We start from the raw sequence: 23598 nt of genomic DNA on the forward strand, positions 1-23598 counted from the left end.
AGGGGCTCGTGCAGCCGCGGCGAATCGCCCTGAAGGAGGAGCGCAGCAAATGAACTCACGCCAGGCGAGTCCCCTCGGGGCGAGCGTATCGGCCAGCCCGACGATGGCGCTGCGGATCGACTTTCTCAAGAAGGTCTACGGGCTCTTCACGGCGAGCCTCGTCGTCTCCGCCCTGGGCGCCATGTGCGCGCTGTACATCGGGGCGCCGGACGTGGAGGAGGGGGCTCGGGTGAGCGCGATGCCGCCGCTCGTCGAGCTCTTCGCGGCTCACCCGATCCTCTCGATGGGCGTCGTGTTCGGCGTGATGTTCGGCGCCCGCGCGCTGCGCAACATCCCCGGGGTCAACGTCATCGCGCTCTTCGGGATGGCGGCCGTCCTCGGCGTCACCACGGCGCCTGCGCTCTACATGGCCTCCGCGTCGGCGGGCCTCGGCGGCACCCTGTCGTCGGCCCCGGTGCGGGACGCCTTCATCCTGACGGTCCTCACGTTCGGGAGCCTCACGCTGGGTGTCTTCCTCTCGAAGGAGGACCTGTCGTTCCTCGCCAGCGGGCTGGTGATGGGCGCGATGGTCGTGCTCGGCGCGATGCTGCTCAACGCCCTGCTCGGGAGCACGCTCCTCGGCCTCGCGATCTCCAGCGTGTCCGTGCTCGTGTTCGGGGGATACGTCCTCTACAACACGTCGCGCCTGCTCCGCTCGAGCGAAGAGGACCCCGTAGGCGGCGCGCTCGACCTCTACCTCAACTTCATCAACCTCTTCTCCTCGATTCTGCACATCCTCTCGGGCCGCGCCGGTTGACGGGCCGACCGGCCGCGCGCCTCTGCGCGTGACCGTCCCCGGGCCCCTCGCCCGGGGCGGACGGCAGGAGGGCGGCTTGACGCGCCATTTGCGCCGGGTAAGAACGCGCTGACCATGAGTCTCCAGCTCCTCGTCGCCGCGCTTGCCCTCTCCCTGTCATCGCTCGCCTGCAGCAAGCCCGCCGAGGAGGTGCCGTCGGTGGCGGCCGCCGAGCTCGCCGCGCCGGCGAACGTCAAGCGCGTCGACATCGCCGTGAACGACAGCGGCTTCTCCCCGTCGACGATCGAGCTGAAGAAGGGAGAGCCCGTGGTGCTGCGGTTCACGCGGACGACGAAGAGCGAGTGTCTGAAGGCGATCGCGATTCCCGATCTGAAGATCGAGAAGGACCTGCCGCTGAACACGCCGGTCGAGGTGGCCGTCACCCCGCAGAAGGAGGGGAAGATGGTGCTTCAGTGCTGGATGGCGATGGTCAAGGCGACAATCAACGTGGTCGGCTCGTGACGCGGCCGCGCCCGTCGTCGCCGCGCACGCGCGGCGCGCGCCCGGTCAGAGCATGAGCCAGAGCTCGGCGTCGTAGCGCTTCGCGCCGCCGCCCGCGTCCCGCGCCGCGCGGCGCCGCCCCGAGGAGGGCTCCCCGGCGCTGTCCGGCTCGTCGCCCGGGCGCACCGCCGGCGCGCCGGCGTGGGCGAGGTCGATGCCCGACGCGGCGCAGCGGGCGATGGCGAAGCGGAGCATCTCGTGGACGTCGCTCGTGCCGAGCATGCCGTTCGTCCGGTGGCGCGCGAGCGCGGCCGCGCGCTCCACGCACTCGGCGCAGGGGGCCACCTCCGACCTGAACCTGAAGAGCAGCGTCCCCTCGGGCCAGCCGAGCGCCGTCGCCTCGAGGCTCACCACGACGAACTCGCCATCGCGGACGACCTGGGTCCGGGCCGCGCTCGCGCTCTCCTCAGCGGCGCCGAGCGCTCCGCCCTGAAGCAGAAGCCAGTAACGATCCATGAGGCGCTCGACGCCGCGCGGCTCACCGTGAGCGATGATGTCTGTCATCCATGACCTCCAGCAGCACAATGTGAGGCCCGCTGTCCCGAACCGCGATGCCGGGGAGAGACAGGAAATGTCAGCCCAGAAGGACAATGTCCGAGCAACCTCGACGGGCGCGACGTGGCGTGATCGCGACAGACGCGACCGGACGCGAGCCGGCGCAAGCCCACGCAACCAGACGTGAGCCGACGTGAGCCGACGCGAGCCGACGCGAGCCGACGCGACCCGATGTGTCCTGACGCGACGCGTTGTTGTGCGATGTTATGTGGTATGAATTACAAGAACGGTGCTGCTTTTCGCTTCCCTTCGAGGTCCCCGTGAGTAAGCTCTGCGCCCCCCAACGTGCCCGGCGGGAAGCCGCCCCGGTTCTTCGCTCCGAACCGGCTCGTGACGAGGCGCGCCGAGGGGATCGCTCTCGCGGCACGCCGCGCGGAGCCTGTCCCAGCCACCCCAGACGGAGCGAGTAAGGCGATCACATCATGAATCAGCATCCCGGCATCATCGGCAAGAAGATCGGCATGACGCAGATCTTCAGCGAGACGGGCGAGGTCCTGCGCTGCACGGTCGTGCAGGCGGGCTGCGTCGTCATCGGCAAGCGCACGCTCGAGAAGGACGGCTACAGCGCCCTCATCCTCGGCCTGGGCGAGCGGGCGGAGAAGCACACGACGAAGCCGGTCGCCGGCGCGTTCAAGAAGTCGGGGCAGACGCCGAAGCGGATCGTGCGCGAGCTGCGCTGCAGCCCGGAGCACGCGGCGAAGTACGAGGTCGGGAGCACGCTCAAGGTCGACGAGATCTTCGAGGTGGGCCAGCGGGTGGACGCGCAGGGCCGCTCGCGCGGCCGCGGCTTCAGCGGCGTCATCCGCCGGTGGAGCTTCGCCGGCGCGGTCAGCTCGCACGGCACGCACGAGTACTTCCGCCACGGCGGCTCGATCGGTACGAACATGACCCCCGGCCGCACGCTGCCCGGCCTGAAGATGCCCGGCCACTACGGCGACGAGACGGTGAGCGCGCTCAACCTCAAGATCGCGAAGCTGCTCCCCGAGGACAACCTGATCCTCATCGAGGGTCCGGTCCCCGGCCCGAAGAACCAGCTTGTGACGATCCGCGGCGCCGTGAAGAAGCGCGGCGGCAAGGGGATCGTGCCGGTGCAGCAGCCGACCGGCAAGAAGAAGGGCGGCTGATCCCGGCCGCTGGCGGGGCCGCTCCGTGAGCGAGCGCCCCGCCGGTGGAGGCAGACGGTAGTCCCTCCGTGTCGCAGAAGCCGAAGAACCCGTACAAGCGCCCTGACGCCTTCACGAAGGCGGCCAAGGCGCAGGGCTATCCTGCGCGCAGCGTCTTCAAGCTCGAGGAGATCGACCGGCGGGTGCGGCTGCTCCGCCCCGGCCAGCGTGTTCTCGACCTGGGCGCCGCGCCCGGCTCGTGGTCGATGTACGCGGCGCAGCGGATCGGCGCGGGGGGCAAGCTGCTCGCGGTGGATCTGTCGCCGATCACGGCGGCGTTCGGCCCGCAGGCGACGGTGGTGCAGGGCGACGCGCTGTCGCTCACGAACGAGGCGCTCGCGCAGTTCGCGCCGTACGACGTGGTGCTGTCGGACATGGCGCCCGCGACGAGCGGCAGCAAGATCGCCGATCAGGCCCGGAGCTACGAGCTGTTCATGCGCGCCGTGGCCGTGGCCGAGGCGCTGCTCGCGCCGGGCGGCGCGTTCGTCGGCAAGATCTTCATGAGCGAGGACTTCGTGAAGGCGCGGGACGCGCTGCGGAACCTCTGCGAGGAGGTCCGGAGCATCCGGCCCGAGGGGACGCGGGCGAGCAGCGTGGAGATCTTCCTTGTGGGGCTGAAGCGGAAGGCGGCGGGGAAGACGGGATAGGCGCCTGTCACTGCCGGAGAGAGACAGGGAGTCGAGCGGTCACGCGCCTCGCACGCCAACAGGGGAAGAGAAGAGCCAATAGGAGAGGTGTCCTCGGCTCTCTTTTCTCGCTTCTCCTGGCGTGCTCGGTCGTCAGTCCTCTTTGACCCCCCGCCGACGTCCCCTCAGAACGCGTTGTGCCCCGTGATCGCGTTCCCGAGGATCAAGCAATGCACCTCGTCGGTGCCCTCGTACGTGTACACGCTCTCCAGGTTGAGCATGTGCCGGATGACGGGGTAATCGAGGAGGATCCCGTTCGCGCCGAGCACGCTGCGCGCGGTGCGCGCGATCTTGAGGGCCCAGCCCACGTTGTTCCGCTTGCACAGCGAGACCTGCACCGGGCTGATCCCGCCCGCGTCCTTCAGCCGCCCGAAGTGCAGCGCCATGAGCTGCCCCTTCGCGATCTCCGTCGCCATCTCGACGAGCTCCGACTGGATGAGCTGCCGCGACGCGATCGGCTGGCCGAACTGGACGCGCTCGCGCGCGTAGGAGACCGCCGTCTCGTAGCAGGCGCGCGCGGCGCCCAGCGCGCCCCACGCGATGCCGAAGCGCGCCTGCGTCAGGCAGCCGAGCGGGCCCTTCAGGCCGACCACGCCCGGCAGCACGTTCTCCTCGGGCACGCGCACCTCGCTCAGCACGATCTCCCCGGTCGGGCTCGCGCGCAGGCTCATCTTGCCGTGGATGAGCGGCGTCTCCAGCCCCTTCATCCCGCGCTCCACGACGAAGCCGCGGATCGACTCGGCACCTCCGTCATCGACCTTGGCCCACACGACGCAGAGGTCCGCGATCGGAGCGCTCGTGATCCACATCTTCGTGCCCGTCAGCACGTATGAGCTCCCGTCCTTCCGGGCGCGGGTCTTCATCGAGCTCGGATCCGACCCGCTGTCGGGCTCCGTCAGGCCGAAGCACCCGATCAGCTCGGCGGCCGCCATCTTGGGCAGCCAGCGCTGCTTCTGCGCCTCGGAGCCGTACTTCCAGATCGGATACATCGCCAGCGAGCCCTGGACGCTCACGAAGCTGCGCAGGCCGCTGTCGCCATATTCGAGCTCCTGCAGCGCGAGGCCGTATGCGACCGAGTTCATTCCGGCGCAGCCGTAGCCGGTCAGCGAGCCCCCGAGCAGGCCGAGCGCGGCGATCTCGGGGATCAGGTCGGTCGCGAACTCCTCGCGCGCGAACAGGTCCGCGCCGCGCGGCAGGTACCGCTCGCGCACGAAGCGGCGGACGGCATCGCGGATCATGCGCTCTTCCTCGGAGAGCAGCGGATCGATCGCCATGAGCTGATCGAGCGAGAGGGGCTCCTGGGTGGCCATGGAGCGAGCGTGTAGCGTGCCTTCGCGCGGCGCGGAAGGGGCAGCGCCGGCGGGCCGCCGGCTCACGGGCGGATGGAGACGAGCGTGCCCTTCCGTAGCGAGAGCGCGCCGTGCCAGTCGGCCGGCACCTCGGGGGTCGTCCACTCGAACAGCCAGGCGGCGTCGAGCGGCGAGAGGTTCACGCAACCGTGGCTGCGCGCGGTGCCGAAATCGTCGTGCCAGTAGGCGGCGTGGAACGCGAAGCCCTCGGTGAAGTACTGGACGAAAGGCACGTCGCGGAAGTCGAACGGATCCTCGTCCTCCTCGTCGCCGTCCATCGTCACCGTGACGTGCTTTGTGTGGATCCGAAACAGCCCCTGGATGGTAGAGCGCGTCGTCTTGGGGTCACCGAGGCCGTCGGCCCCTGTCGAGACGAGGGTCACGTAGACCGGGCGGGCGCCCTCGTAGGCGACGAGGCTCTGCTTGTCGATGGAGACGTCGATCCACTTCCGTCCGCGCACCGCCCACGCGGGGGTCCTGGGGAGCGGGTCGACGCGCACGACGTCGTCGGCGCGGACGAGCGAGCCGTCCCGCGCCACGAGGTGGTCGATCCCGCCGACGCGCTTCGAGGCGCCGGACAGCGGGATCGCCTCGCGGAAGCGGAGCGGGGCGCGGGTGACGCCGCCGCGCTCGCCCGGGACGAGGCGCGCAGCGTGGCGGCGCTTGGCGAAGGCCACGGGCAAGGTGACGCCCTCCGGGAGCGCCAGCCCGACGAAGGCGCTCGGACGGATGACGCGGGTGCGGTCGAGCGGCAGGACGGCGAGGTCGGTGGTCAGGCCGAAGCGGCGTCCGTCGTGATCGAAGGTCGAGAGCAGGGCGAAGCCGGAGCGCGTCCGGGCGCGGCCCAGGACGAGCGTGTCGGGAGAGCGGCGATCGCCGGCGAGCCCGGGCGCCGGCCGCCCGTAGAGCAGGACCGAGGGGGTCGCGTCCGGAGGTGGAGGCGCGACGAAGTCCGGCGCACGCGCGGCGGTCGCGGCGCGGAGCAGGTGCGCGACGAGGTCGGGCTCGGCGCCGCGCTGCTCGTTCTCGTCGGGCAGGCGCGCGTAGAGCGGCGGGGTGGGAGAGCGAGACATCACGTACGTGTAGGGCAGGCCGCCGAGCAGCGATGTCGCGTCGCTTGGCTGCGCCGCGGCAAGCGCGGTCTCGCCCGGCTGCGTTGCGGCAAGCGCGGTCTCGCCCGGCTGCGTTGCGGCAAGTGCGGTCTCGCCCGGCTGCGTTGCGGCAAGTGCGGTCTCGCCCGGCTGCGTTGCGGCAAGTGCGGTCTCGCCCGGCTGCGCCGTGGCAGACGCGGCCTCGCCGCGAATGGCCGGCAAGGCAGGCGAAGCGAACCGACGGACCGGGCGGCGAGACGATGCCTCGACCGCAAGGTCGTGAATGTTGAGCGTCGCGCTGGCGCCGATGCAGACGTACCCGTTCGGCTCGATGCGGTACCAGCCGTCGGCGCAGGACGTCCTGCCGGACGGCTCCGGTCGGCGCGCGACCACGGCACCGGCGCGCAGGTACCCGATGCGCCGGCTGGTCCAGCGCGGCTCGGCGAAGACCCACGTCTCCCTGGCGATGCTCGCGAGCTCGTGGACCTCCTCCTCGGCCACCGTCGGTGTGGTGGCCGGGGGCGGATCGATCTCGGGCAGCTTGTCGGAGCCGTCATCGACGAGCTCCGGCGGCAGCGCCGGCAAGGCGAGCGGGTCGCCGCCCGGCGCCGCGGCGAGGGCGCCCGGCGCCACCGCGTCGCCCGCGCTGGGCGGCGCGGCGTCCTCCGCGCTGGCGGCGGAGGGCGCCGGGGGAGCGACGGCGGGCGCGGCTTCGGCGAGCGGCGCGGTCACGGCGGAGGCGGGCGCGGGGGCCGGGGACGTCGCGGCTGGCTCGGAGGCAGGGCGCGGGCAGCTGACGCTCAGCGTCGCGAGCGCCATCGCCGGCAGGAGGAGGACGCCTCTCACGCGCATGGAGCGCGCGTATCAGGAGGCGCGGGCGAGGGCCAAGTTCAAGAGGGTTCAGGCGTGCAGCGGGGCACGAGAGCGAGCGTCTCGCCGGCAGGAGGCGCCCGCCTGGAGGCCCGGCAGGGCCGGCGGGCGCCTCGGCCGGAGGTGCGCGGCTGACCCGCGCCAGCCGGCTTCACCCGAGCGGCGCGCGGTCGCCTCGCCGGTCCTCCGGTTGGGTCGACGTCACGGCGTGGGGAGGTCGCGCGCGCACATGGCGCTGATGTAGTAGCGTCGCTGGTTGCCCCCGTAGGAAACCTGAAAGGTCGTCGTCTGCTTGTACCCGGCGGCCAGGAAGCTGCCGCCGTGCATGAAGCGCGCGTTCGAGCTGTTGTCGAGCCGCGAGCAATCGTTGCAGGGCGTCAGCAGCTGATAGACATCCGAACCGTCACGGGTGGCCTTGTACGCGTTGCCGGCCAGATCGAGCTGCCCCCAGCGCCCGGCGCCGGCAGGGAACTTGCCGACGTCCGTGATATCCGAGTGCGCGCAGGGATAGTTGCTCGGGTACGGCTCACCCAGGCAGCGGTTCGTCCCATCACCCGCGACCGTGCCGTCGCCCTGGCAGCACCAGGAGGCATACCGTGTGACATCCGAGGAGCCGTCCGCGTTGACGCCGATGATGCTGTCGACGCCCGTGCCGCCCCACGGGAAGAGGCGCTGCTCGCTGCCGCCGGCAGAGGCGTAGTTCATCTCCGCCTGGGTCGGCAGTCGGCCGCCGTCCCACGCGCAGAACGCGAACAGCTCGTACCACGTCGCGCAGACGATCGGCTTCTTCTCTTTGCCGCCATCCGCGGTGGGCGTCCAGGTCGGCCAGCCATAAGGATCGCAGATGAGCGCCGACTTGAGCGCGTTCGTGTCGGCCGTGAGCTGAGCGTTCCACGACGGGTCCCAGCCGCTGTTCGCGATCTTCGGGTGTGCGCCCGCGCCGGCGGCCGGCGGATTGGCCTGCGTCGGGCCGCCGGTCTGCTCGATGAACTTCCGGAAGCGCCCCACCGTGACCGTGTACTTGTCGAGGTAGAAGCTGCTGACCGTCGCCGGCAGGCCCGAGTTGTTGAGCCGGTTGAACGTGCCGCCCTCGACCGGGAGGGTCGAGCAGCAGCTGTCGTTCCCCTCGACGCCGCAATTGGCGCCTGCGCCTGGCGTGTTGCTGTTGCAGCTGATCGGCAGGCCAGGCACGCCGCCGCCGCCCCCGCCGCCGGCTCCGCCCGCGCCACCTGCGCCGCCGGCTCCGCCAGCACCGCCTGCGCCACCCGTGCCGGCGGAGCTCGACGTCGTGGTCGTGGTCGTCGAGGCGCTGGAGGTCGTCGAGGCGCTGGAGGTCGTCGAGGCGCTGGAGGTCGTCGAAGAGCTGGAGGTCGTCGAGGCGCTGGAGCTGCTCGACGCCGCGACCGAGCCCCCCGTGGCGCTATCGTAGCAGACGCGGAGATACGGCCGTCGCTCCGCCGCGGCCTCGCTCGTTCTGATGTGAGTGCGATTCGCGGTTTGCTCGAAGAACACGCCGTTGTTCGTGACGCTGCCATTCACCCAGCTCTGCACGGTGCTGGTAAGGCTGAGCGTGTGGTAAACGTAGGTGTATCCCGTGCTCGCCGTGAGGGTCCCCAGGACCGTGGGATCAAAGGCGCTCGAGTGCGACTCCCACGTCACGGTGTTCTCGTCCCAGGCCTTCGTGACCAGGTGCGCGCGCATCACCTCGGGGACCGAGGCGCCCATGTTGAGGGAGAGATCCGCCGAGACGATGGTGGCGTCGGCAGGGATCGACGAGAGATCGAACGCGATCAGCCCACGCAGCAGGGCGCCGGAGCTCTCACCGGCGTACATGTCGGCCCCGGTGGGCGTGTACTTCGGGTAGAGCGAATTGATGACGGCATCCCTGACCACGCCCGTCGTCCCGGTGCGCTGGAGAGTCACACAGACCGTCGCGGCCTGCTGCGCCTCACCGAGCAGCTCGCCACCTTCGTCCGGTGCGCCGACGCACCCGGCGAGCGCCGCGCCGGAGGCGGCCGCCAAAGAGGCTAGGAGCAGATGCCGAGACCCTCTCATGAACGTTCGATTCCTCATGATGCTCTCCGATCCGCGTCGTCGGGCCAGCTCCGCCCGCGAGGCCGCGTGTGATGCCGTCGCGCAGGAACGCCAGAGAGCGCCCCCGCCAAAACCACCATCTACATGCGCGCCGTCAAGCATCACCTTTATCAGGTCAGCCGTCGGATCGTTCTGGCGTCAAACAGCGCGCGAGGAAAACGATACCGTTTTACGGCTTGGATTTGAATACGTCAATTACGAATCGAGGTTTGTTGTCAAAAATCTGTTGATGTTGCTTATGGTGTCTGAACAAAACTAAACATTATCACTCGAGTCCTTGGTGATTGTCGAGCGCCGTGGGACGTCTTTGCGATGCAGCTCACGTTTTACGTTGCGCGTCGCGCGTCGCGCGTTCGAGCATCCGCTCGCGCATCCCGTCGTCCAGGCGTCGCCGCGTCCCAGCGTTCCGCCTCAGCTCGCTGCGCTCGTCCCGGTAGATGGCGGATTCTGCAGTTCAGCCGTGCATGAACGGATGGCACCGGAGCAGAGAGGTCTGCCTTTGGCTACCCGAGCTCCTGTCGACCTACCCGTCGCGCTTTCCTGGCGCGGGCTCGTGGCTGGCAGCGCCGGAGAGGCCTTCTTCGACCTCGGTGACGATCATCGTCGCGAGGAGCTCGAGCAACGCGCGGCCTTCGTCCTCGGACGCTTCGCGCGGAGAGCCCGTGTAGGCGGCGTCCATGCCCAGCGCGCGGAAGCTCTTCAGCCCTGCCTTGATCCCCTCCGACAGGCTCAGGCCGAGGTCCGGCAGGGCGCGGGCGATGTCGCTCCGGACGAGCGCGGAGGCCGCGGCGAGGACGAGCGATGTCTCGTAACGGCCCGCATGGCAGGCGCCGCTCCGGAACTCCGCGGAGAGCGTCCGCGCCCAGCGGCGCGCGAGCGGACACGCGACGGAGGCGCGGCCCGGCGGCAGATCGCTGATGGCGGCGCGCACGGCGCGGTCGTGGTCCGGCTCGAGGTGGTTGTTGATGAAGCAGACGTGCGCGAGGCCGGCCGACAGGTAGGCCTCGGCCACGGCGCGCAGAAAGGCGGTGAGCGCGGGCGCCGGGATCGAGATCGCGCCGGCGAAGCCCGCCGCGAAGTCGGTCACGCCGTAGCCGACGGGCGGGGCGAGGAGCGCCGCGACGCCGCGCTCCCACAGCCGGCGGCCGGCCTGCTCGGCCGCCGCCTCGCCGATGAGCGTGTCCGTGCCGAGCGGCAGGTGCGGGCCGTGAGGCTCGACCGACCCGACGGGCACCAGCGCGACGCACGGCGCGCCGGCCGACAGGAGCGCGGCGAGCTCCTCCGTCGTGAGCTCTGCGAGGCGCGGCGCGGCCCGCATGGCTACAGGCCCGCCGGGTTCTCCCCGGCGGCCTCGCGCTGCCGGAGCGCCTTGCGGTCGACCTTGCCGCGGTCGTTCCTGGGGACGTCATCGACGAAGGCGACCCAGCGCGGGTACTTGTGCTTGCTCAGCCGGTCCTTCACGAAGTCCTTGAGCTCCCGGGCGAGCTCGGCCCTCCCCTCGTCGGTGGCCACGCGGCCGCGCGCGTCGTCGCGGACCACGATGAACGCCTTCGGCTTCACGAGGCCAGCTTCCTCGGCGCCGATCACGGCGGCGAGGCTGACGGCCGGGTGCTCGGTGAGGCACTCCTCCACCTCGACCGGCGCGACCCAGACGCCGCCCACCTTGAGCAGCTCGTCGGCGCGCCCGCTGAACCAGAGGTAGCCCTCGGCATCGATGCGGAAGAGATCGCCGGTGCGGCACCAGTGGCCGTGGAAGGTGCTCCAGCTCTTGTCGCGATCCTGGAAGTAGCCGAGCGCGACCGAGTCGCCCTTCACCCACATGACGCCGGTCTCGCCGGGCGGGAGCTCTGGCGCGCCCGGCCCGGCAGCGTCCGAGGGGAGGATCTTGATCGTGTACCCCTCCACGACGCGGCCGAGCGACCCTGGGCGCACGTCGCCAGGGCGGTTCGTGCAGTAGATGTGGAACATCTCCGCGGAGCCGATGCCGTCATAGACGTCGGCGTGGAACCGCGCGCGGAAGCGCTCGAGGAGCGCCGGCGGCAGCGCCTCGCCCGCGGACAGGTGGAAGCGGACGCTGGAGAGGTCGAGGCGCGGCTCGCCGCGCGCCGCGCGGGCGTCGTCGTGATCGAGCAGCTTGCCCATCATCGTCGGGACGTTTGTGACGACCGTCGGGCGGTAGCGCTCGATGTACCGGGCGAGCGACTCGGGCGTCGGGCGCTCGACGAAGAGGCCGGACGTCGCCCCGAGGGCGAAGGGGAACAACAGGTTGGTGCCCGTGGCGTAGCCGAAGAAGAGGCGCGGCACCGAGACCGTGACGTCGTCCTGGCGGTAGCCGACGGTCGCCTTGGCGTAGCGCTCGGTGTTGAACGCGAAGTCGCGGTGCGTGTGCATGGCCGCCTTGCTCCGGCCGGTCGAGCCGGACGTGAACAGCCAGATGGCGATGTCGTCGCGCCGGGTGGGGCGGGGGCCCGTCGGGGTGCGCTTCGCCGCGAGCGCCGCGCGTCCTTGCGCGAGGGCGCCGCAGAGCGAGGTGCCCTTCAGCGCCTCGAGGGCCGGCGAGACCGGGAGCTCGGCCTCGAGATCGCCGCCGGTCTCGACCTCGGGCACCAGCACGAGGGTCCGCACGTCCGCGGCCGCGAGCGCGCCCTGGATCGCCTCGGCCACGCGCGGGATCGTGACGACCGCCGCGGCCCGCGTGTACTCGACGAGGTGCGCGAGGTCGGCCGCGGGCGCCTCGGGGTTGCCCATCGCCACGACCGCGCCGTGGCTCAGCGCTGCGAAGAAGGCCCAGACGTACGCGGGCGAGTCGTGAAGGACGATGAGCACCCGCTGCTCGAGCGCGACGCCCTCGACGGCGAGGTGCGCCCGGAGCATCCGGACCTTCTCGGCGACACCGGCGTAGGTGTGCCGCTGATCGCCGAAGAGCAGCGCGACCTTGTCGCCCAGGCCCTCGCGCAGCCGATCGAACAGGAAGTAATCGGCGAGGTTGAACTCTTCGGGGAACGTCGGTGCGGTCATCATCACGCCTCCTCTCGCCTCCATCGCGGCGCCGTGAGCCGCCGCTTCCCTCCCCCGGTGGTCGCGACACCCGGCTCGTCGAGCCCCTCGCGATCCCAGAGCTGGCACGTCACGGGTCGGTGGCGCTGATCGAGCGCCTCGCAGTAATTGGAATAGATGCAGCGGCGGACCTCGCCGCCGCGCCCGAGCCGCACCTTCAGGAACCAGTCGGGATCCGCCAGCGTCTGCCGCGCCGCGCCGATGAGATCGGCCTCGCCGCGCGCGAGGATCGCCTCGGCCTGGGCGAACGTGCAGATCCCCCCCGCCACGACGACCGGCGTGCCGAGGCCGGCCTCGCGCAAGGCGCGCCGGATCTGCGCCTGCTTCGGCACCTGCCGCCCGAACGGCCCCGCCGCGTCCGAGAGCGCGGTCGGCATGCACTCGTACCCGCTCGGGCCGGTGTAGGGGTACGCGGCCTCGCCGACCTTGGGCTGCTTCGCGTCCTCGAACTTGCCGCCGGTCGACAGCGAGAGGAAGTCCATGCCGGCGCGCGCGAACGCGAGCGCGAAGAACGCCGCGTCGTCGACCCGGTTGCCCCCCGCGATGACGTCATCGCAGAGGAAGCGGCAGCCCACGGTGAAGCGGGAGGACACGGCGGCGCGCACCGCCGCGTAGACCTCGAGCGGGAGGCGGGCGCGGCGCTCGCGGTCGCCCCCGTAGCCGTCCGAGCGGGTGTTCAGCGCGGACAGGAACGAGGCCATCGTGTAGGCGTGCGCGTAGTGGAGCTCGACCCCGTCGAAGCCCGCCTCGCGCGCCCTCACGGCGGCCGCGGCGAAGAGGCCCGGCAGCGCGCTCGGAAGGTCGCGGATGTGCGGGAGCTCGACGTCGGTGACGCGCTCCCGCTCGCCGAAGCGCAGCGCCTCGAGCTCGCGGGGCGCGAGCACGGCCTCGAGCCGCTCGTCGTCGAGCGCGAGCAGCCTCTCGCGCACCTCGCGCTCCGGCGCGTCCCGGAGCGGCGGCTCCCCGAGCGCCTCGGAGAGGGCGCGCCGGTGCGCGACGGTGATCTCCAAAAACTCCCGCAGGAACCTGTCCTTCGGCGGGCGCCTGCGGATGCGGAGGAAGTCGATGAGCTGGAGGAAGATGCGCGTCCGGCCGGCGCTCCGCGCGCGGACCGTCCGGACGAGCTCTTGGAGCCCGGGGACGAACCGATCGTGTCCGACGCGGAGCAGCGGCCCGCTCGGCACGTCGCGGATCCCGGTCGCCTCGACCACGAGGGCGCCGGGCTGGCCGTCGGCGAAGCGGCCGTACCAGTCGAGCACGTCTTGCGTGACGACGCCGTCCTCCGTGGCGCGCCACGGGACCATCGCCGGCACCCACGAGCGCTCGGCGAGCTCGAGGCCCGAGGCGAGGCGGAGCGGCGAGAAGAGGCGCGCGCGCGCCGCCTCGCCCGCTGTCGGGGGCTCCTCGCGGGGGAGCGCGTGGCGGATCCTCTCCGGCGGCTTCCACATCGCTACCGCGCCCCGTCGCGACCGGGCTCGTCGGCCGGGAGCTCCGCGGCGGCGCGCTCGAGGATCCCCTTCGCGATGATGAGCTTCTGGATCTCCGTCGTCCCCTCGTAGATGCGCAGCGGCCTGATCTCGCGGTACAGGCGCTCGACCTCGGTCCCCTCGATGACCCCCATGCCGCCGTGGAGCTGGACCGCGCGGTCGATGATCCGCTGCGCCGCCTCGGTGGCGAACATCTTCGCCATGGCCGCCTCGGTCGAGACGCGCGCCGGCGCGCCGGCCGCCTTCTCCGGCGCCGTGTCGCGCTTGTGGGCCGCGCGGGCGACGAGCAGGCGGGCCGCGTCGAGCTCGGTCGCCATCTCGGCGAGGTAGGCGCGCACCATCTGCTGCTCGGACAGGGGCGCCCCGAACTGCCTCCTGCGGGTGACGTGCGCGATCGCCTCGCGGAGCGCGCGCGCCGCCATCCCGTTCGCCGCCGCGCCGACCGAGATCCGGAAGGTGTCGAGCGTCCGCATCGCGAGCTTGAAGCCGCCGCCGACCTCGCCGAGCCGCGCGCTGTCCGGCACGCGGCAGCCCTCGAAGCGGAGCCGGCCGATCGGGTGCGGGACCGACATGGGGAGCGGCTCCGAGGCGACGCCTTCCGCGCCGCTGTCGACGAGGAACGCCGTGATTTCGGCGCGCCCGCCGTCGCGCGGCGGCGCGCCGGTGCGGGCGAAGACCACGAGGTGGTGCGCGAGCGGCACGTTCGAGATCAGCACCTTCTCGCCGTCGAGGATCCACCCGTCGCCGTCGCGGCGGGCCTCGGTCCTCAGCGAGGCGACGTCGCTGCCTGCCTCGGGCTCGGTCAGCGCGAAGGCCCCGATGCGCCGACCAGAGAGCACGCCGGGCAAGATCGCGCGGCGCTGCGCGTCGCTGCCGGCCAGCACGATCGGGTACGAGCCGAGCCCCTGCACCGCGAAGATCGCGTCGGCGAGCGGGGCGACCTGGCCGAGCGCCTCGCGGATGAGGACCAGCGACCGCACGTCGATCGCGGTCGCGTCCGCGGGGAGGCCGCGGCCGCTCGGCGCGCCGCCGAGCGCCTCGGGGACGAGGTGCGCGTAGAGCCCGAGCGGCTCGCCCAGGCAGCGCGCCACGGCGGCGGCGTCGCGCGCTTCAGCGAGCCGCGCGAGCTGCGCGAGCGCCTCGGGCGTCAGCCGCGCGGCGAGCGCGGCGTGGCGCTCCTCGAAGAAGAGCGGGAGTTCGTCCGAGGAGAGCGCGAGCCTGCTCATGCGCGGGGCGTCTCCTGGCCGGCGGACCGGGGGGTGGGGGGCCCGTCCGCGTCGGCGGGCGTCGCCGGCGTGTCGCCCAGATCGGCGCCCTCGAAGCGCGGCGGGCGCTTCGCCCTGTTCGCCTCGTGGGCCTCGCGGAAGTCGGGGTGCGCCATGCAGAGGGCCTGCGCCTGCGCCTCGGCCTCGATCGCGGCGGCGAGGGGCATCGTGCGCTCGCTCTCGAGCATCTGCTTGGTGATGGCGTGCGCGAACGCCGGCCCGCGCGCGAGGCGCTCGGCCCACTCGCGCGCCACGCCGAGCGCGTCGCCGTCGGGGACGACGCGGTTCACGAGGCCGATGCGGAGCGCCTCGTCGGCGCCGATGAGATCGCCGAAGAAGAGCAGCTCGGCGGCGCGCCCGTGGCCGACGAGGCGCGGCAGGAGGTACGAGGCGCCCATGTCGGCGCCGGAAAGGCCGACCTTGGGGAAGATGAACCCGAAGCGGGCGCTCGCCGCGGCGATGCGCAGGTCGCAGGCGGCGGCGATCACCGCGCCCGCGCCGACGGCGACCCCGTTGACGGCGGCGATGACGGGGCGCCGGAGCTCGCAGATGCTCTGGATCAGCGCGCCGGTGACGCGGGTGAACTCGAGCAGCCCCCGCGCGTCGCGCGCGAAGAGCTCGGCGATGATCCCCTCGACGTCGCCGCCCGAACAGAAGCCGCGCCCCGCTCCGGTGAGCACGACCGCGCGCGCGGCCGAGCGCTCGAGCGAGCGGAACGTGGCCGTGAGCTCGCCGTAGACCTCGAAGGTGAGCGCGTTCAGCCGGTCGGGGCGGCTCAGCGTGAGCTCGGCGACGCCGCGGCTGATCTCGAGCTGGAAGGAGCGGGGCGTGAGGGTCATGGGGATCTCCTGGGTTCGGCGCGCGTCGGAGGCGAGCCTCGCTCGGTCAGGGCTTCGTCCGCGTGCGCCGCGGGGGGCTGCGCGCGCTGCGCTCGGCGTGCGCGCGGGCGCTGCCGGGGCGCGACGGGACGGGCATGTCCGGCTCGCGGAGCGTTGTGCGCAGCTTGTCGAGCAGCCGCGTGAGGGTGGAGAGCTCGGCCGGGCTCAGCCCGGAGAACACCTTCGCGACGCGCGCGGCGTGGCGCCGCTCGGCGTCGCGGAACGCGCGCTGCCCCTTGGCGGTCAGGTGCACCCGCCACGCGCGGCGGTCGTCCGGGTCGGCCCGCCGCTCGACCATGCCGTCGCGCGCCGCGCGGTCGACGAGCCCTGTGAGGTTGCCGGCCGTGACGAGCATGCTGCGGGAGAGCGACGCGAGCGTCTGCCCGTCGCTGCGCACGAGGTTCGCGAGGAGGTCGAAGCGCGGGAGGGTCATCTCGTGCTCCAGGTCCTCGCGGATGGCCGCGAGCGCGCGCTTGTGGACCGCGAGGATGCGGACCCAGGCGCGCACGGCCGCCTGGTCGCCGCGCGCGCTCTCCGGCGGGGGGACTGCGGCGAGCGGCCGCCTCGCCGGCGCCCCGCGCCTCACGGGCCGCCCTCGCTCCCGACGGGCGTGTCGAGCGCCGCGACCGCCTCGATCTCCACGAGCGCGCGCCGCTCGACGAGCCCCGCGACGCCGACGAGCGCCATCGCCGGGAAGTGCTTTCCGAACCGCGCTCGCCACGCGGCGCCGATCGCGCGGAGCGAGCTCCGGTACGCCTCGAGATCGGTCACGTAGACGGTCATGCGCGCGACGTCGGCCGGCTCCCCGCCGGCGGCCGCGACGACCGCGAGCACGTTGTCGAGCGCCTGCGCGAACTGCTCGGCCAGATCGTCGCTAAGGAGCTGCCCCGAGGCGGCGTCCCACCCGATCTGCCCCGCGATGTGCAGCGTCCTGCCGCGCGTGACGACGCCGTTGGCGTAGCCTCGGGGCGCCGGCCACCCGGCGGGCTGCACGATCTCGAGATGGCCCTTCACCGCATCACCTGCCCCCCGTCGACCGGGATCGCCTGGCCGTGGATGCTGCGCGCCTCGTCGCTGCAGAGCATCGACACGACGAGCGCGACCTCGTCGGGCTCGACCATCCGGCCCTGAGGCGACATCGCCTCGAGCGACCGCCGCGCGGCGTCCTCGCCTCGCCCGGTCTTCTCGGCGATGCGGGCGATCGCCTCGTCCGCCATCCTCGTGTTCACCCACCCGGGGCAGACGCAGTTGATGGTCACCGGCGTCCGGGCGATCTCGAGCGCGATGGCGCGGCTCATCCCGACCATGGCGTGCTTCGACGCGCAGTACGCGGTCGAGTAGGCGCACCCGGCGAGCCCGGCGGTCGAGGCGACGTTGACGACGCGCCCGAACCCGCGCGCGATCATCTTCGGGATCAGCGCGCGGCAGAGCACGAAGGCGCCGGTCACGTTGACCGCGAGCATGCGGTCCCAGAGCGCGTCGCTGGTCCTGTCGAACGGCGCGCTCTCGGCGACCCCCGCGTTGTTGACGAGCACGTCGATGTGGCCGAGCCGGCCTTCGAGCTCGGCGAGCGCCGACGGCGCCCCCTCGCGGTCGCCGACGTCGAGCCGGACGGCGACGCCGCCGATGGCCGCAGCCGTCTCCTCGATCTCGGCCTGCGTGCGGCCTGCGACGGCGACGCGCGCTCCGTCCTGCGCGAGCCGCTCGGCGATCGCCCGACCTATGCCGCGACCCCCACCCGTGACGAGCGCGATCCTGCCTTCCAGGGACATCCGGAGCACCTAAATCATATATATATGAAGCACAACCCGAAGTCACCCTCGACGGAGCGCGCCGCGGCGCCCGCTCGCGGGCGTCGGCGTCGGCCATCTCGCGGCTCGGCGTCGGTTTCCTCGCTCGCCTCGCTCGCCTCGCTCGTTTGCGTTCGTCGGCTGGCCGCGCGTCGCCGCGCGCGGCATCTGCTGTTCGTCGTTTGGAACGTAACGACGCAGAGAACTTGGAATACGACCAGAGCGGGCGCGCTGCGCCGTGCGCTCCGCCTCGCGCGTGTCAGCGACGAAGCGAGCGCGTTCGCGACGAAGCGCCGCGCACATCGCGCCTCGTCGCGCTGGTTTGTCTGCTTCTGCGCGCGCTCGGACCGTCGATCTCGACGAGCGCGTGCGCCACCATCCCCTCATGCGTCCCTCCTTCGCTGTGGTGACGGCCGCCGCATCGTCGCTCGTCGCGGCGCTCGGGTGCGGCGATGCGGGATCGAGCGTCTCGTCGATCTGGGTCTCGCCTGCGCAGCACGGCGACCTCCGTGAGGAGCGGTTCTTCGACGCGCCGTGGCCGAGCGATCTGCGCCGCGAGGGCGGCGCGGCGCGGCTCGACGGCTACCCCAACCCGCGCCGACTCAGGATCCTCGACGAGTACATCGGCGACATGGACGCGGTCCTCGACGGCTTCTCTCCGGCGGCGGCCGGGTTCCTGCGGTTCGCTGGCCCGATCGACGTCGCCTCGCTCCCGTCGACGCCCGCCATCGCCATGAGCCCCCTCGGGACGGTGCAGCTCATCGACGTGGATCCAGGCTCGCCGGCGCGCGGCGAGCGGCGCCCGATCTCGGTCTATTTCCGGCGTGAGGCTGGCGTCTACTGGCCCGCGAACACCCTCGCCTTCATGCCCGTGATGGGCTTCCCGCTCCGGCCGCGGACCCGGTACGCGCTCGTCGTCACGGACGCGGTGCGCGGCGAGGGCGGCGGCACGGTGGAGGCGAGCCCGGAGCTGCGCCAGGCGCTCGGGATCGAGCGCGCCAGCGCCGCGGCCGACGCCGAACGGGAGGCGCTCGCTCCGGCGGTGGACGAGATCGAGGCCGCGGGCGTCGACCGGGAGCGCATCGTCCACCTCACGGTGTTCACCACCTCCGACCCGACCGCGGAGCTCTTCGCGCTGCGTGACCACCTGCTCGCGAGCGTCCCGCCGCCGGAGGCGCGGCCCGAGCAGTGGCGGCTCCTGGGCCACCAGCAGACGTGGGACGAGTACGTCGGCGTGTACGGCCCGTCGCCGAGCTACCAGATCGGCCGGGCGCCGTACCTGAGCCACGACGACGGCGGCGGCTTCGAGACCAAGGCCGGCGAGCCGGTGATCTCCCGCTTTTTCGATCTGCGCTTCTCGCTCACGATCCCCGCCGCGAGCCGCTGTCCCATGCCCGAGGCCGGCTACCCCATCGTGCTCTTCGCCCACGGCACCGGCGGCGACTACCGCTCCTACGTTCGCAGCGGCACCGGCCAGGAGCTCGCGCGACGGTGCCTCGCGGTCATGGGCGTCGACCAGATCTTCCACGGCACGCGCCCGGAGGCGCCGCAGGATCCGGCGCAGGCCGCGCTCCTGTTCTACAACGTGCAGAACGTGGCCGCGGCGCGGACCAACGCGCGCCAGTCGGCGCTCGACGAGGTACAGCGGGCGCGCCTCTTCACCGAGTCACGGATGGCGGTGCCCGCCGCCGTGTCCAGCACGGGGGAGGAGATCCGGCTCGACCCGTCGAAGATCTTGTTCTTCGGGCACTCCCAGGGCGGGCTCAACGGCCCGCTCTACCTCGCGGCGGACGACTCGGCGCGGGGCGGGGTGCTCTCCGGGGCGTCGGCCGTCATCTCGGTCACCCTGCTCGAGAAAACGAACCCTCCGCCGAACGTCGCGGCGCTCGTCAAGTCGGTCTTCCTCGGGCTGATGGGCGAGGAGGAGGGCGAGGTGAACGAGTTCCACCCAGCGATCTCGCTCGCGCAGTCGATCGTCGACGTTGTCGATCCGATCCACTACGCTGCGCGCCTGCTCGTCGCGCCCCGCGACGGCTTCGCGCCGAAGAGCATCTACATGACCGAGGGCATCAACCCGGATGGCAGCGGCGACACGTACGCGCCGCCTCGCGGCATCGAGATGCACGCCCTGGCGATGGGCTTGCCGCTGCAGCTGCCTGCGCAGCGTCCGATCCGGGAGTACGGCTTCGGCGGCCCTGCGCCGGTCGAGGTGCCGCCGGGCGGGCTCGCCGGCAACCTCGCCGGCGGCCGCGCCTCGGGCGTGCTCGCGCAGTGGCCGGTCCCCGAGGGGAGCGACGGTCACTTCGTGATCTTCGACGTGCCCGCGGCGGCCGCGCAGGCGCACGGCTTCCTCCGGAACCTCGCGGACGCTCCCTGCGGGCGGGTGCCGGCGCCGTGAGCGCGGCTGGCCCTCTCGCGTCGCGCGTCGCCGCGCTGCTCGCCTGCGCCGGCGTGGAGGCGCGGCCTCCGGCGGCCGGCGCGGGCGCGTGGCCCCTCGCGCTGGCCGAGCCGCCGGATCTCGCTGCGCTCTACGCGGCGGCGGACGGCGTCGCGCTTCCGGACGGCACGCTGATCCTGCCGCGCGGCGACGTCGCGCGGGCGACGGCGTGGCTCGTGGAGGAGCGCTCGCTCGACTGGGCGCACGACCTCCTCGTCATCGGGGAGCGGGAGGATCTCGTGATCGTGCTCGACCTCGACGTCGCGGGCGCGCGCGCCCGCGGCGGCGTCCTCGAGGTGCCGACGGACGGGCTCGCCTCGTTCCAGCGCCTCGCCCGCTCGGTGGTCGGCTACCTGGAGCGGCGCCTCGGCGTCGCGGGGGCCGAGGCCGCGGCGCCCGAGGTGAAGGCGCGCGAGGCCGCGGCGCGCCGCGATCTCCCGGCGCTCGTCGAGGCGCTCGCGGAGGAGATGTACCCGGGGGCGGAGCGGCAGGTCGCGCATGCGGCCCTCACGCTGGGCGTGCTCCTGTCGGAGCGCGGGGACGAGGCGGCGCTCGACGCCTTCGCGCGCTCGGTCGAGGCGCGGGTCGCGGCCGCGCCGCGCGGCGCCGCGGCGCCGGAGCGGCTCGCGGCGTGGCGCGCGTGCGAGATCGCGGCGCGAGAGGCGGGGGCGGAGGCGATCGCGGCGGCGTGCGCGGCGCGGGCGAGGGGCGGGGCGTAGGGGACGAGGCGGCGCGCCGCCGTTCAGCGGGCCGCGCTCACGGTCTGCCCCGCTCCCGGAGCATCGCTCGCCACGCGCGCACCACCGTCGTCTGGTCCCCCTTGCGCACCATGAACTCCGTCAGCGCCGCGAGGTCGAGCCCCGGCAAGAACTGACTTCGCTTCCCCTCGGCGTAGCCATCCGGGCCGAGGAGGTGGATGGAGAGCTTCCCCTTCCTCAGGAACCAGACCTCGGGCACGCCGAGCCCCGCGTAGACGGAGAGCTTGTCGATCGTCCCGCTCTTCTCGATGATCTCGATCGCGAGCTCCGGGATCCCCCCGTCCTCGACCGTCCCGAGCACGTAGCACTCATCCGGCTCTGCGCCCCGCTGGGCGAGCCGCTTGCGGACGGTCATGCTGCCGTACCCGCTGAGCGGCAGCTCCGCTTCCTCGGCGTAGGCCTCGATGAGGCGGGCCAGGATTGTCTTCCGCCCTTCGTGCGGTCCGCCCGGGCTCATCAGCTCCAGCACTCCCTCGCAGTACGTCACCCGCACGCCAGCCCGGTCCCCGAGGGCGGCCAGGATGGCCTCGTACTCCTCCCACGAGACGTCATGAACGACGAAGAGCTGGTCTTCCGAGCCGTCCGCGACGGCGGCGCCGGCAGAGAGGGCGAGGAGGGGTGCAGCGGCGGCCATGACAGCGTGCTCCTCCGGGGAGTATCACCGCCGCGCGGCGCGCTGGCAACCGCCGCGCCGATCGCCCTCGCGGCGCCGCCCCGCTGGACGGTCCTGATGAGCGCCTCGGCCTCGCCGGGCGCCGCTACGGGAGAGCCTGGGTGCGCTCGAGAGCCGCGCCCTCAGAACACGCGCCCCAGCCCGTCGAGCGCAGCGACGCGGTAGGCCTCGGCCATGGTGGGGTAGTTGAACGTCGTGTTCACGAAGTACCGGATCGTGTTGTGCGGCGCAGGCTGCGACATGATCGCCTGCCCGATGTGGATGATCTCCGCGGCGTTCTCGCCGAAGCAGTGGATCCCGAGCAGCGCGAGCGTCTCGCGGTGGAAGATCAGCTTCAGCATCCCGACCTGCTGGCCCGTGATCTGCGCGCGCGCGAGCGTCTTGAACGTCGACTTCCCCACCTCGTAGGGCACCTTCTCCGCCGTGAGCTCCCGCTCGCTCTTGCCCAGCGACGAGATCTCCGGCGTCGTGTAGATGCCCGTGGGGATGTCCCGGACCAGCTTGTCGTCGGCTTGGCCGCAGATGTGGCTGGCCGCGTACCGGCCCTGGTCGTAGCTCGCGCTCGCGAGCGCCGGGAAGCCGACCACGTCGCCGACCGCGTAGATGTGCGGCTGGCTCGTCTGGAAGGTCTCGCTCACCTCGAGCTGACCGCGCTTGTTCGGCGTGATGCCGACGCTCTCCAGGCCGACATCGGCCGTGTTGCCCGACCTCCCGTTGGCCCATAGGAAGACGTCGCTCCGGAGCCTCTTCCCGCTCTTCAGGGAGACCACGACGCCCTCCTTCGTGGCCTCGACCTTCTCGTGCTCCTCGCCGTTCAGGACGCGGATCCCCTTGTCGCAGAAGTGGTACCCGAGCGCGTCGGTGATCTCGTCGTCGAGGAACTCGAGGAGGTTCGAGCGCGTGTTCACGAGGTTCACGGCGACCTGCATGTTGCGCAGCATCGACGCGTACTCGCAGCCGATGACGCCCGCCCCGAAGATCGTGATGCTCCGGGGGGTGTGATCCATCCGCAGCAGCGTGTCGCTGTCGAAGATGCGCGGGTGGCTGAAGTCGATGTCGGCCGGCCGGTACGGGCGCGAGCCGGTCGCGATGATGAAGCTGTCGGCCGTGAACCGCCGGCGCTGGCCCCCGTCGCCCTCCACCTCGACCGTGTGCGGATCGACGAACCTGGCCTGCCCCGGGATGAGCGGGACGCCGTTCCGGTCGTAGAAGCTCTCGCGCAGGTCGACCTGCTCGTCGATGACGTGGTTCGCGGTCGCGAGGAGCTCGGCGAACGGGTACTCCGGAACCACATCCATCCGCTTGTAGATGGGGCTCTGGTTGATCAGGTTCATGTGGTAGATCGCGCGGCGCAGCGCCTTGCTGGGGATCGTCCCCCAGTGGGTGCAGCCCCCGCCGACCCGCGTGTAGCGCTCGATCGCCGCGACCGACTTGCCGTGCTTCGCGGCCGTCATGGCGGCGCCTTCGCCGCCCGGCCCCGTGCCGATGATGATGAGATCGAAGTGCGGGGTGGTCACCATCGAGTTCCTTCCTCCGGCGCGCCGCGCGCGTGCGCCGGGGAAGGCTACTCGAACTGGAGCGGCTCGTCGTCGTTCCCGACGCCGAGCATCTCGAGGATCTGCCGCACCTCCATCGCCGCCTCGACCTCGGGGCCCGCGTCCAGGAAGCCCTGGAGGTGCTTTCGCGCGAGCGCGCGGTTGCCGCGGGCCGCGTGCGCCAGCCCCATGGCGTGCATCGCCTCACCGTCCTTCGGGAACCGGCGGAGCGCCTCCTTCGCCTGCGCGATCGCGCCGTCCGCGTCGCCGAGGCGACGGAGCGCGTGCGACAGGGCAACCCGCGCCCCGAGGAAGCTCGGCGCGAGCCGCACGGCGGCGCGGTAGGCGTCGCGCGCCGGCTCGAGCTGGCCGAGCTCGTAGAGCGCGTGCCCGAGGAGGTTGTACGCGTACGGGTTCGACGGGGAGGCCTTGATCACGTCGCGCAGCGCGACGAGCGCCTCCTGGACCTGCTCCTCTTGCAGGAGCTCGGCCGCCTCTTCCACGGCCTCCCAGTAGGCGGCGTCGATCGATTCGTCCACCACGGCTCTGAGCACCATGGCCCGCAGTCTAGCCA

General features: G+C 72.2%; 21 protein-coding genes. 6 read left to right on the forward strand and 15 right to left on the reverse strand.

Annotated elements, in window-relative coordinates:
* Window positions 1-49: 49 nt before the first annotated feature.
* Window positions 50-796: a Bax inhibitor-1/YccA family protein gene (locus WME90_RS10670; RefSeq protein WP_437280984.1), complete on the forward strand. Its 747-nt coding sequence runs from the start codon at window positions 50-52 to the stop codon at window positions 794-796.
* Window positions 797-910: 114 nt separating this feature from the next.
* Window positions 911-1297 carry a cupredoxin domain-containing protein gene (locus WME90_RS10675; RefSeq protein ID WP_437280985.1) on the forward strand — a complete coding sequence of 129 codons (387 nt, stop codon included), beginning with the start codon at window positions 911-913 and terminating at the stop codon, window positions 1295-1297.
* 45 nt (window positions 1298-1342) lie between these two features.
* Here the strand turns inward: WME90_RS10675 and WME90_RS10680 are convergent, their stop codons facing one another.
* On the reverse strand, window positions 1343-1840 hold the full coding sequence (locus WME90_RS10680; protein ID WP_437280986.1) for a hypothetical protein: 498 nt from the start codon (window positions 1838-1840) through the stop codon (window positions 1343-1345).
* 473 nt (window positions 1841-2313) lie between these two features.
* Here WME90_RS10680 and rplC point away from each other — a divergent pair, with 473 nt between their 5' ends.
* Window positions 2314-3015 carry a 50S ribosomal protein L3 gene (rplC, locus tag WME90_RS10685; protein WP_437280987.1) on the forward strand — a complete coding sequence of 234 codons (702 nt, stop codon included), beginning with the start codon at window positions 2314-2316 and terminating at the stop codon, window positions 3013-3015.
* A gap of 68 nt (window positions 3016-3083) precedes the next feature.
* Window positions 3084-3701 (forward strand): SAM-dependent methyltransferase, encoded by a 618-nt coding sequence (locus WME90_RS10690; RefSeq protein WP_044968202.1) that lies wholly within the window; start codon window positions 3084-3086, stop codon window positions 3699-3701.
* Window positions 3702-3865: 164 nt separating this feature from the next.
* On the opposite strand, the gene WME90_RS10695 is transcribed toward WME90_RS10690, so the two are convergent.
* The 11 genes from WME90_RS10695 to WME90_RS10745 form a co-directional block, all read right to left on the reverse strand.
* A complete protein-coding gene (locus tag WME90_RS10695) occupies window positions 3866-5050 on the reverse strand; it encodes an acyl-CoA dehydrogenase family protein (RefSeq protein ID WP_437280988.1) in 1185 nt (394 codons plus the stop codon).
* A 62-nt stretch (window positions 5051-5112) separates the two neighbouring features.
* The gene (locus tag WME90_RS10700; protein ID WP_437280989.1) at window positions 5113-7032 is read right to left on the reverse strand and encodes a L,D-transpeptidase; all 1920 of its coding nucleotides are present in this window, start codon (window positions 7030-7032) and stop codon (window positions 5113-5115) included.
* A gap of 219 nt (window positions 7033-7251) precedes the next feature.
* A complete protein-coding gene (locus WME90_RS10705) occupies window positions 7252-9072 on the reverse strand; it encodes an SUMF1/EgtB/PvdO family nonheme iron enzyme (RefSeq protein ID WP_437280990.1) in 1821 nt (606 codons plus the stop codon).
* 595 nt (window positions 9073-9667) lie between these two features.
* Window positions 9668-10462 carry a creatininase family protein gene (locus tag WME90_RS10710; RefSeq protein ID WP_437280991.1) on the reverse strand — a complete coding sequence of 265 codons (795 nt, stop codon included), beginning with the start codon at window positions 10460-10462 and terminating at the stop codon, window positions 9668-9670.
* A gap of 2 nt (window positions 10463-10464) precedes the next feature.
* Window positions 10465-12165: a benzoate-CoA ligase family protein gene (locus WME90_RS10715; protein WP_437280992.1), complete on the reverse strand. Its 1701-nt coding sequence runs from the start codon at window positions 12163-12165 to the stop codon at window positions 10465-10467.
* Entirely contained in the window at window positions 12165-13649 is a 1485-nt protein-coding gene (locus WME90_RS10720; RefSeq protein WP_437280993.1) for an NADH:flavin oxidoreductase, read from the reverse strand. Before WME90_RS10720 ends, WME90_RS10715 begins: the two co-directional genes overlap by 1 nt.
* A 2-nt stretch (window positions 13650-13651) precedes the next feature.
* Window positions 13652-14914, reverse strand: a complete 1263-nt coding sequence (locus tag WME90_RS10725) for an acyl-CoA dehydrogenase family protein (RefSeq protein WP_437280994.1) — start codon at window positions 14912-14914, stop codon at window positions 13652-13654.
* The gene (locus WME90_RS10730; protein ID WP_437283592.1) at window positions 14911-15798 is read right to left on the reverse strand and encodes an enoyl-CoA hydratase family protein; all 888 of its coding nucleotides are present in this window, start codon (window positions 15796-15798) and stop codon (window positions 14911-14913) included. Before WME90_RS10730 ends, WME90_RS10725 begins: the two co-directional genes overlap by 4 nt.
* Before the next feature lie 40 nt (window positions 15799-15838).
* Window positions 15839-16339 carry a MarR family winged helix-turn-helix transcriptional regulator gene (locus tag WME90_RS10735; protein ID WP_437280995.1) on the reverse strand — a complete coding sequence of 167 codons (501 nt, stop codon included), beginning with the start codon at window positions 16337-16339 and terminating at the stop codon, window positions 15839-15841.
* 74 nt (window positions 16340-16413) lie between these two features.
* Window positions 16414-16845, reverse strand: a complete 432-nt coding sequence (locus WME90_RS10740) for a RidA family protein (protein ID WP_437280996.1) — start codon at window positions 16843-16845, stop codon at window positions 16414-16416.
* Entirely contained in the window at window positions 16842-17603 is a 762-nt protein-coding gene (locus WME90_RS10745) for an SDR family NAD(P)-dependent oxidoreductase (protein WP_437280997.1), read from the reverse strand. Before WME90_RS10745 ends, WME90_RS10740 begins: the two co-directional genes overlap by 4 nt.
* A 403-nt stretch (window positions 17604-18006) precedes the next feature.
* Here WME90_RS10745 and WME90_RS10750 point away from each other — a divergent pair, with 403 nt between their 5' ends.
* Window positions 18007-20019 carry a hypothetical protein gene (locus WME90_RS10750; protein ID WP_437280998.1) on the forward strand — a complete coding sequence of 671 codons (2013 nt, stop codon included), beginning with the start codon at window positions 18007-18009 and terminating at the stop codon, window positions 20017-20019.
* Window positions 20016-20777, forward strand: a complete 762-nt coding sequence (locus tag WME90_RS10755) for a hypothetical protein (protein ID WP_437280999.1) — start codon at window positions 20016-20018, stop codon at window positions 20775-20777. The genes WME90_RS10750 and WME90_RS10755 overlap by 4 nt, the downstream gene beginning before the upstream one ends.
* 37 nt (window positions 20778-20814) lie before the next feature.
* Here the strand turns inward: WME90_RS10755 and WME90_RS10760 are convergent, their stop codons facing one another.
* The 3 genes from WME90_RS10760 to WME90_RS10770 all read right to left on the reverse strand — a co-directional run bounded on the left by WME90_RS10760 (window position 20815) and on the right by WME90_RS10770 (window position 23581).
* The gene (locus WME90_RS10760) at window positions 20815-21450 is read right to left on the reverse strand and encodes a Uma2 family endonuclease (RefSeq protein WP_437281000.1); all 636 of its coding nucleotides are present in this window, start codon (window positions 21448-21450) and stop codon (window positions 20815-20817) included.
* Window positions 21451-21611: 161 nt separating this feature from the next.
* Window positions 21612-23009 (reverse strand): Si-specific NAD(P)(+) transhydrogenase, encoded by a 1398-nt coding sequence (sthA, locus tag WME90_RS10765; protein WP_437281001.1) that lies wholly within the window; start codon window positions 23007-23009, stop codon window positions 21612-21614.
* 44 nt (window positions 23010-23053) lie between these two features.
* Window positions 23054-23581 carry a tetratricopeptide repeat protein gene (locus WME90_RS10770; protein WP_437281002.1) on the reverse strand — a complete coding sequence of 176 codons (528 nt, stop codon included), beginning with the start codon at window positions 23579-23581 and terminating at the stop codon, window positions 23054-23056.
* Window positions 23582-23598: the final 17 nt, after the last annotated feature.

This window comes from Sorangium sp. So ce375 (assembly GCF_051473855.1).
GTDB lineage: Bacteria > Myxococcota_A > Polyangia > Polyangiales > Polyangiaceae > Sorangium.

Bases quoted from the DNA above. Each gene is read 5' to 3' on its own strand.
- WME90_RS10670 (WP_437280984.1), top strand. From the start codon at position 50: ATGAACTCACGCCAGGCGAGTCCCCTCGGGGCGAGCGTATCGGCCAGC.
- WME90_RS10675 (WP_437280985.1), top strand. From the start codon at position 911: ATGAGTCTCCAGCTCCTCGTCGCCGCGCTTGCCCTCTCCCTGTCATCG.
- WME90_RS10680 (WP_437280986.1), bottom strand. From the start codon at position 1,840: ATGACAGACATCATCGCTCACGGTGAGCCGCGCGGCGTCGAGCGCCTC.
- rplC (WP_437280987.1), top strand. From the start codon at position 2,314: ATGAATCAGCATCCCGGCATCATCGGCAAGAAGATCGGCATGACGCAG.
- WME90_RS10695 (WP_437280988.1), bottom strand. From the start codon at position 5,050: ATGGCCACCCAGGAGCCCCTCTCGCTCGATCAGCTCATGGCGATCGAT.
- WME90_RS10700 (WP_437280989.1), bottom strand. From the start codon at position 7,032: ATGCGCGTGAGAGGCGTCCTCCTCCTGCCGGCGATGGCGCTCGCGACG.
- WME90_RS10710 (WP_437280991.1), bottom strand. From the start codon at position 10,462: ATGCGGGCCGCGCCGCGCCTCGCAGAGCTCACGACGGAGGAGCTCGCC.
- WME90_RS10715 (WP_437280992.1), bottom strand. From the start codon at position 12,165: ATGATGACCGCACCGACGTTCCCCGAAGAGTTCAACCTCGCCGATTAC.
- WME90_RS10720 (WP_437280993.1), bottom strand. From the start codon at position 13,649: ATGTGGAAGCCGCCGGAGAGGATCCGCCACGCGCTCCCCCGCGAGGAG.
- WME90_RS10725 (WP_437280994.1), bottom strand. From the start codon at position 14,914: ATGAGCAGGCTCGCGCTCTCCTCGGACGAACTCCCGCTCTTCTTCGAG.
- WME90_RS10745 (WP_437280997.1), bottom strand. From the start codon at position 17,603: ATGTCCCTGGAAGGCAGGATCGCGCTCGTCACGGGTGGGGGTCGCGGC.
- WME90_RS10750 (WP_437280998.1), top strand. From the start codon at position 18,007: ATGCGTCCCTCCTTCGCTGTGGTGACGGCCGCCGCATCGTCGCTCGTC.
- WME90_RS10760 (WP_437281000.1), bottom strand. From the start codon at position 21,450: ATGGCCGCCGCTGCACCCCTCCTCGCCCTCTCTGCCGGCGCCGCCGTC.
- sthA (WP_437281001.1), bottom strand. From the start codon at position 23,009: ATGGTGACCACCCCGCACTTCGATCTCATCATCATCGGCACGGGGCCG.
- WME90_RS10770 (WP_437281002.1), bottom strand. From the start codon at position 23,581: ATGGTGCTCAGAGCCGTGGTGGACGAATCGATCGACGCCGCCTACTGG.